Below are 8,407 nucleotides of genomic sequence, written 5' to 3' on the forward strand. Positions count from 1 at the left end.
CAGCAAGGCCGCTTCCTTCTGGTGCCAGCTCGCCAGTTCGGCCTCCAGGTCGACCGCCGAGCGCGTCGTGCCGGAGATGTTGCGCGTGCCCCCGGCCCCGGCGCCCACGGCGTCCAGCTCGGCCTGCATCGCCTCCAGCACGACCGGATGCTGGCCCATGCCGAGGTAGTCGTTGGAGCACCAGATGACGACGTCCTGCTCGGACCCGTCATCCAGCCGCCGAACCGCCTTCGGAAATTGTCCGCGCACCCGCTTCAGGTCGGCGAAGACGCGATAGCGCCCCTCGCCCTTCACCTGGTCGACGGCGGACTGGAATGCGGCGGTGTAGTCGAACATCGGAAGGGCCCCGCAGTGTGAGGCCTTCCTCCTCCCACCGGCCTGCGCCCGCGTCACCTCCGGTAAACCCCTATTGCCTGGAGAATCTAACCAGCGAGGATCGTCATGCGGACCAGTTCTGACAGACTGCGCGCCTGCATCTTGGTCATGACATTGGCACGGTAGACCTCGACGGTGCGGGGGCTGATCTCAAGATCATAGGCGATCACCTTGTTGGCGCGACCGGCGACGAGGCCTTCAAGCACCTGGCGTTCGCGGGAGGACAGGGAGGCGAGACGATCACGCACCTCGGCGTCCTGGCCCTCGCGTCCGGCGCTGCCGGCCAGGTCCGCGAGGGCTGAGCGGATCGAGGACAGCATGGCCTCATCGTCGAACGGCTTTTCGATGAAATCCTTGACCCCGGCGCGGACGGCCTCGATCGCCAGCGGCACGTCGGCGTGCCCGGTCATAACGATGACCGGATGGCGCACGCCCAAATCGGAGAGCCTCCGCACCATTTCCAGGCCGTTCATGTCCGGCATCCGCACATCGGTCACGATGCAGCCAGGCGCCAGATTGCCAGCGTGGACCAGCAAGGCGGCGGCCGAGTCATAGGTTCTGGAGACCAGGTCGGCCGTGTCCAGCAGGAAGGCCAACGAATCCCGGACTGCGGCGTCATCATCGACCACGTGGACGATGGGCTCATTCGCCATCATAGAGTTCCTCTTCGCCTACTGAACGCAGCGTAAAACAGAATCGGGTGCCGCCGCCGGGATTCGGCTCAACCCAGATGCGACCCCCGTGAGCTTCGATGATAGTGCGGGAAATAGACAGGCCAACGCCCATCCCGGTCCGTTTGGTGGTGACGAAGGGCTGGAACAGCTGATCGGCGATGTCCGGGCTGATGCCGGAGCCGGTATCCGCCACGGTCACCTGGGCGTATCCATCCTCCAGCGGATCGAGGCGGATTTCGAGGATCCTGCGCTTCCCGTCCTCCATGGCTTCGATCGCGTTGCGGATAAGGTTGAGCACGACCTGCTGGATCTGGACCTTGTCGGCCAGAACCAGGTCGACCGTCGGCGAGAAGCGGAACAGCACCCGGACGCCATGTTCCTTGGCGCCGACCAGAGCCAGGGCGCTGGCTTCCTCGATCAGTTTGGGCAGGCTTTCGACCCGCCGCTCGGCCTCGCCGCGCGCCACGAAATCGCGGAGGCGGCGGATGATGTCGCCGGCCCGCAGCGCCTGGTCGCCGGCTTTCTGGATGGCGTCCTTCAACCGGTCGCGGGCGATCGTCTCGGCGTCCAGCAGCCGCAGCGAACCCTTGAGGTAGTTGGCCATGGCCGACAGCGGCTGGTTCAGTTCGTGCGCCAGGGCGGAGGCCATTTCGCCCATCGCTGTCAGGCGCGAGATATGGACGAGTTCAGACTGCAATTCCTGGAGCCGCTGCTCGGTCTGCTGACGCTCGCTGAGGTCCCGGACGAAGCCGGTGAAGAAGCGCTGGTCGCCCGAGATCATCTCGCCAACGGCCAGTTCCATCGGGAAGGTGGAACCGTCCTTGCGCTCACCGACCACCACGCGGCCCATGCCAATGATCCGCCGCTCGCCGGTGGTCAGATAGCGGTCGAGGTATCCGTCGTGCTGCTCCCGGTAAGGTTCGGGCATGAGCATCCTGACGTTCTGGCCGATCACCTCTTCGGGGGTCCAGCCGAACAGACGCTCCGCCGTCGGACTGAACGACTGCATGGTTCCGCGTTCGGTGATGACGATCATGGCGTCGGGCACCGTGGCGAGAATCGACTGCAGATGTGCTTCGCGCGCCCGCAGGGCGCGGTTCACCGTAATGGCCCGGGAGCGCATCGTCTGGAACGCCTCGCCCCCGGCCGTGATCAGGAGGCCCAGCATCAGGAAGACGACCGCCCCGACCAGATCGCCCGGGGCCGGGGCCCCGGTCTGCCAGTTGACATAGAGCCCGCCGAAGAGGCCGAGGACCGTCGCCAAGGCGCCGGGAGTCGCGCCCCCGAGCGCGGCAGCGGCGACGACGGCGGGGACAAAGAACAGCAGGGCCAGCCGGTCTTCCAGCAGGGGCATCATCGCCAACCGCACGGCGAGCCCGAGCCCGGCGCCCAGTACGGCGGCGGCCAGTCCGTAGCCGGTATGCCGGGTCTCCAGCATCCAGTCCCAGGCCGTTCGGGTCTCAAGCTCGGCTTTCGGGGTGGTCGTCATGGTCGCCTCCGCAACATCCCGTAGGTGAAACACCCAAATTTCGCCAGACGCGGGCGACCGCTAGTTCAGGGCCATCGGGCCGCCGGCCCCGTTTGTGTTTTCGGATTCCGCCATGACCGTTCCCCTCGTCGACCTGTCCGTCCACCACGCGCCCAAGGGTGTCTCCGATCGCGTGGCCTGGGGCTTCGTGAAGGCGCTGCGCTTCTTCGCTGACACCTTTTTCGCCAAGCGCTACGGCCACCGCGCGGTGGTGCTGGAGACGGTCGCCGCCGTGCCCGGCATGGTCGGGGCGACGCTGAACCACCTCAAGGCCCTGCGGCGGATGAAGGATGACAACGGCTGGATCCGCACCCTGATGGACGAGGCCGAGAACGAACGGATGCACTTGATGACCTTTATCGAGGTGGCGCAGCCGACGCTGTTCGAACGCTTCGTGGTTATCGCCGTGCAATGGGTCTTCTACCTGTTCTTCTTCGGCCTCTATCTGGTGTCCGCGAAGACGGCGCACCGGGTGGTCGGCTATTTCGAGGAAGAAGCCGTCATCAGCTACACGCACTATCTGGCCGAGATCGACGAGGGCCGCAGCCCGAACGTGGCCGCGCCCGCCTTGGCCCTGCGCTACTGGAACCTGCCGGCTGACGCGACCCTGCGCGACGTGGTTCTGGTGGTCCGCGCCGACGAGGCCCATCATCGCGATGTCAACCACGGCTTCGCCAACGAACTGGGCGGTTGCGCCCCCATCCCGGTCGCACCCTGCCCGGAGCATGTCGAGCTGCAGCCCAACTGGAAGGCAGCGGCGTAACGGCGACGACGAACCGGATCCGTCTCGCATGTCGTCTCGCGCCCTTCCCGCCGCCTGGCGTCCCCACGCCGAACGCAACCTGCCGCGCTACACCAGCTATCCGACCGCGGTCGCCTTCGAGACCGCCGCCGGAGAGGCGGAGGCGCGGGCGTGGCTGGCGGCCACCCTCGTCGACGAGGCAATATCGGCCTATGTCCATGTGCCCTTCTGCAAGCGGCTGTGCTGGTACTGCGGCTGCCACACGAGCGTTTTCCACGAGTACGACCGGGTCAGGGCCTTCTTCCAGACCCTGATGCTGGAGGTCGATCTGTGGGCCGGCACCATGGGCCCGCACGCCGGCGCCGCCCACCTGCATTTCGGCGGCGGCAGCCCCAACGCCCTTTCGCCCGGAGACTTCCTGGTCCTGGTCCGGCACATGGCCGATCGGTTCCGTCTGCGGCCAGGCGCCGAGATCGCCGCCGAGCTGGATCCCGGTATGCTGACCGACGCCTTCATCGACGCCTGCGGCGAGGCCGGGGTGACCCGCGCCAGTCTCGGCGTCCAGACCTTCGATCGCGACGTCCAGACCCGGGTCAACCGCGTCCAGCCGTTCGACGAGGTCGCCGCCGCCAACGACCGACTGCGCCAAGCCGGGGTGGCGGCGATCAATTTCGACCTGATGTACGGCCTGCCCGGCCAGACGCCGGAAAATGTCGCATCGTCCACCGCGGCGGCCGTGAGCCTGCGGCCCGACCGGGTGGCGGTGTTCGGCTACGCCCATGTGCCGTGGATGAAAAAGCACCAGGTCATGATCCGCGAGGCCGATCTGGCCGACGGCGACGGTCGCTGGGCCCAGGCCGAGGCGGCAGACGAGACGCTGCTTGGGGCGGGCTATGTCCGCATCGGTCTGGATCATTACGCCTTGCCCGAAGACCCGCTGACCGTCGCCGGGGCCGCAGGGAGGCTGCGCCGCAACTTCCAGGGCTACACCGACGATCCGGCGCCCGTGCTCGTGCCCATCGGCCCGTCGTCGATCGGCCGGTTTGCCCAAGGTTTCGTGCAGAATGCAACGCAGACCGATGTCTGGGGCCGGGAGGTTGAGGCCGGCCGTCTGCCCATCGCGCGCCGGCTGGCCGTCGATGCCGAGGACGAGCTGCGCGCGGCGGTGATCGAGCGGCTGATGTGCGACCTCATAGTCGACGTTGCCGAGGTCTGTCGCGCCCACGGATTCACCGATGCGGCGCTGGACGGCTCGATCGTGGCGGCGGGCCGGCTGCAGGCCGACGGGCTGTGCACGGTCGCGGGCCGGACCATCCGGATCCCGGACGAGGCCCACCGCGTCATGCGCGTGGTCGCCGCCTGTTTCGACGCCCGCCTTCCGCTCGCCGCGAGCCGGCACGCCCGGGCGGTGTGACCTCCGGGACAGTCCCCACTCGGGGAATCCCCGAGTTTGTCGGCGCACAACGTCCGGTGATGCTGAACGACGGATGGAAGCTTCAACTGGCCGGATCCGGGACCTTCCGCGCGGCCGCGAGGATACGCGAGATGACAACCAGGAGACTTTGGATCGTCCTCGCCCTGATCATGGCGACTTCGTTCGCCGTGCTGGGGATGATGGGACGGGAGATCAACCGGCAGGCGCCGCCGATACCGACGCAGGTCATTGACACCAGCGGGGCGGTGCTGCTGACCCGTGAGGACATACAGACGGGCCAACTGGCCTGGCAGTCGATGGGCGGCCAGCAGGTCGGCTCGGTCTGGGGCCACGGCGGCTATGTGGCGCCGGACTGGTCGGCCGACCAGCTGCACCGCGAAACCATGGCCCTCCTCGAGATGTGGTCGCAGCGCGACTTCGGTCAATCCTGGGCCGATCTCGATCTCGAGCGTCAGGCCGCGCTGAAGGCCCGGGCCAAGCGTGAAATGCGCACCAACACCTATGATCCGGCGACCGACACCATCACGGTCTCGACGGACCGGGCGGCGGCCATGCGCGAGGTCAAGGCGCACTACGTCGCCCTGTTCAGCGATGACCCCGCCTTGGAATCCCTGCGTGAGCAGTACGCGGTCGCCAATAACGCCGTGCCGGACATCAGCCGCCGCAACCAGATCGCCGCCTTCTACTGGTGGGCCAGCTGGGGGGCGGGCACGGAGCGTCCGAACGACACCATCACCTATATCTCCAACTGGCCGCACGAACCGCTGATCGACAATGTGCCGACCCCGGCCAACATCGTCTGGTCAGTGGCCAGCGTGCTGTTGCTGATCCTCGGCGTCGCCGCCCTGATCTTCTGGCACGCGCGTCAGCCGAAGGACGAGCATCTCGAGCCGCCCACGGCCGATCCCCTGCTGGGCATGAAGCCCACCCCCTCCATGAAGGCGGCAGGCAAGTATTTCCTGACCGTGATCGCCCTGTTCCTGCTGCAGGTCGGGCTCGGCGCCGTCACCGCCCACTATGCGGTCGAGGGCCATGACTTCTACGGCATTCCGATCTCGGAATGGATTCCCTACGCCATCACCCGCACCTGGCACACCCAGTTGGCGGTGTTCTGGATCGCCACCGCCTGGCTGGGCACGGGCCTCTACATCGCCCCGATCGTCTCGGGCAAGGAACCGCGGTTCCAGGCCCTCGGGGTCAATGTCCTCTGGGTCGCCCTCGTCGTCGTCGTGCTGGGTTCGATGGCCGGCGAATGGTTCGGCGTGCAGCAGGTCTTCGACCTCGACACCAACTGGTGGTTTGGTCACCAGGGTTGGGAGTACATCGACCTCGGCCGCTTCTGGCAGAGCCTGTTGTTCGTCGGCCTGCTGCTGTGGCTGCTGCTGGTCACCCGGGCCCTGTGGCCGGCGCTGAGGGAGAAGTCCCAGGCCAAGCCTGTCCTGGTGATCCTGTTCCTGTCGACCGTGGCCATCGCCCTGTTCTATGCGGCCGGCTTCATGTGGGGCAAACACACCCATATCAGCATGGTCGAATACTGGCGCTGGTGGGTGGTCCACCTGTGGGTCGAGGGCTTCTTCGAAGTGTTCGCCACGGCGGTGATCAGCCTGCTGTTCGTCCGCCTCGGCCTGGTCCGGCCGATGGTCGCCAATGTCGCGGTCGTGTTCGGCACCATCGTCTTTATGACGGGCGGGGTGCTGGGTACGGCGCACCACTGGTATTTCGCAGGCACGCCGACCTCGGTGATGGCCATCGGCTCGGTGTTCTCGGCCCTTGAGGTCGTGCCTCTGGCCCTGGTCGGGTTCGAGGCCTTCGAGAACTGGCGGCATACGAAGGCGGCGCCGTGGGTCAAGGCCTACAAATGGCCGATCCTGTTCTTCGTCTCGGTGGGCTTCTGGAACCTGCTCGGGGCCGGCGTCTTCGGCTTCATGATCAACCCGCCGTTGGCCCTCTATTACATCCAGGGGCTGAACACGACGGCGACCCACGCCCACGCGGCCCTGTTCGGGGTCTACGGGATGCTGGGCATCGGCCTGCTGCTGTTCTGCTTCCGCAGCCTGGCCCGTCGCGAGGCGTGGAACGACACGCTGCTGGCGTGGACCTTCTGGCTGCTGAATATCGGTCTGGCGATGATGCTGTTCCTGTCTCTGCTGCCGATTGGCGTGGTGCAGGCCTTCGCCAGCATCGAGCACGGCATGTGGTACGCGCGCTCACCGGCGGTGTTGCATTCGCCGCTGGTCCAGACCCTCGTCTGGATGCGCGTTCCCGGCGACGTGGTGTTCGGGGCAGGGGCCGTCACCCTGGCGATCTTCGCCGCCCGGCTGGTGATCGGGGGTCTCAAGCCGAGGCCCGTCGACGAGTCGATAGCCGAGCCGGCGGTTCTGCCGGCCGAGTAGCGGGTCGACAGCGTATGGGGCGGGAGGGGTTCGCCTCTCCCCACCCTTTCTTTCAAGGATATCTCCCGTGGCCACCACAGCCCAGTCCATCCGGCAGTACGCCGGCCCGCCCCTGTTCAGCTTCGGCTTCAGGCCCTTCTTCCTGTTCTCGGCGGTGTGGGCGGCGGTCGCCGTGCCGGTCTGGGTGGCGTCGATGACGCTGGGCGATGGCACAGTCGGGAGCATGGACGGCCGGCAGTGGCACATCCACGAGATGCTGTTCGGCTATCTGGCGGGGGTCATCGCCGGCTTCCTGTTGACGGCCGTGCCCAACTGGACCGGCCGCCTGCCGGTGACGGGCGGCACGCTTGTCGGCCTGTTCGCCCTATGGGCCGCCGGCCGGGCGGCCGGCTTCCTGCCGGCGTCCATGTCCCTGCCCGCCGCCGTGATCGACAGCGCCTTCCTGGTGGTCTTCGCCGCACTGATCTGGCGCGAGGTCCTGGCGGCGGGGAACCGGCGCAATCTCCCGGTCTGTCTGCTGGTGTCCTTGCTGGCGGCCGCCAACATCGCCTTCCATCTGCGCGAGCAGATCCCGCTGTTCGGTCCGGGCGCAGAACGCGCCGCCGTGGCCGTGGTGACCGGGCTGATCGCCCTGATCGGCGGCCGGGTCACCCCCAGCTTCACCCAGAACTGGACCCAGGCCCACGGCCTGAGCCGCCACCCGACCCCGTTCAACCGGTTCGATGCGATCGTCCTCGCCCTGACCGGCGTAGCCTTGGTCAGTTGGGTCGCGGCGCCGCTGTCCCCGCTCGTCGGGGCGGGCCTGGTCGTCGCCGGAGCGGCCAATCTGGTTCGGCTGGCGCGCTGGCGCGGCTGGCTGGCCCGCCGCGAGCCGCTCATCTGGATCCTGCACGCCGGCTATGCGTGGCTCGGCGTGGGGCTGATCCTGCTGGGACTGGCCGCACTGGCGCCTGACGCCGTGCCGTTCACCGCCGGCGTCCACGCCTTGACCACGGGGGCCATGGGGGCCGAGACCCTCGCCATGATGACGCGAGCCACGCGGGGCCATACCGGCCGGCCGCGGGTCGCCGACCGGTCGACGACCGCCCTCTATCTTTTGATCCTGTCGGCGGCGCTCGTGCGGGTGACGGCGCCGTTCCTGCCGGAATGGACCGGCGCCCTGCTGGCGATCTCGGCGGCGCTGTGGGCGCTGTCCTTCGCGGGCTTCGTCGCGGTTTACGGGCCGATGCTGTGGCGGCGATCGCTTTGACATTGCGCCCG

At 67.6% G+C, this 8,407-nt stretch carries 7 protein-coding genes; 4 read left to right on the plus strand and 3 right to left on the minus strand.

The annotated features are described in order from the left end of the window. The 3 genes from RMO01_RS11955 to RMO01_RS11965 all read right to left on the minus strand — a co-directional run. The coding region (locus RMO01_RS11955) for an aminotransferase class I/II-fold pyridoxal phosphate-dependent enzyme (protein WP_309629284.1) at positions 1–336 on the minus strand (336 nt) is incomplete at its 3' end. Between the two features lie 86 nt (positions 337–422). Next, positions 423–1,028 carry a response regulator FixJ gene (fixJ, locus tag RMO01_RS11960; RefSeq protein ID WP_309629285.1) on the minus strand — a complete coding sequence of 202 codons (606 nt, stop codon included), beginning with the start codon at positions 1,026–1,028 and terminating at the stop codon, positions 423–425. Next, complete coding sequence (locus RMO01_RS11965) at positions 1,018–2,538, minus strand: PAS domain S-box protein (RefSeq protein WP_409013075.1); 1,521 nt, start codon at positions 2,536–2,538, stop codon at positions 1,018–1,020. Before RMO01_RS11965 ends, fixJ begins: the two co-directional genes overlap by 11 nt. A gap of 112 nt (positions 2,539–2,650) precedes the next feature. Between RMO01_RS11965 and RMO01_RS11970 the strand changes: the two genes are divergently transcribed. From RMO01_RS11970 to RMO01_RS11985, 4 genes are all read left to right on the plus strand, one after another. Next, positions 2,651–3,340, plus strand: coding sequence for an alternative oxidase (locus RMO01_RS11970; RefSeq protein ID WP_309629286.1), 690 nt, complete (start codon positions 2,651–2,653; stop codon positions 3,338–3,340). Positions 3,341–3,368: 28 nt separating this feature from the next. Next, the gene (gene hemN / locus RMO01_RS11975) at positions 3,369–4,733 is read left to right on the plus strand and encodes an oxygen-independent coproporphyrinogen III oxidase (RefSeq protein ID WP_309629287.1); all 1,365 of its coding nucleotides are present in this window, start codon (positions 3,369–3,371) and stop codon (positions 4,731–4,733) included. Between the two features lie 131 nt (positions 4,734–4,864). Next, a complete protein-coding gene (locus tag RMO01_RS11980; protein ID WP_309629288.1) occupies positions 4,865–7,147 on the plus strand; it encodes a nitric-oxide reductase large subunit in 2,283 nt (760 codons plus the stop codon). 67 nt (positions 7,148–7,214) lie between these two features. Beyond that, on the plus strand, positions 7,215–8,396 hold the full coding sequence (locus RMO01_RS11985) for an NnrS family protein (protein ID WP_309629289.1): 1,182 nt from the start codon (positions 7,215–7,217) through the stop codon (positions 8,394–8,396). Positions 8,397–8,407 lie beyond the last annotated feature (11 nt).

The organism is Brevundimonas sp. (assembly GCF_031412435.1).
In the GTDB taxonomy this organism is placed as follows: Bacteria; Pseudomonadota; Alphaproteobacteria; order Caulobacterales; family Caulobacteraceae; genus Brevundimonas.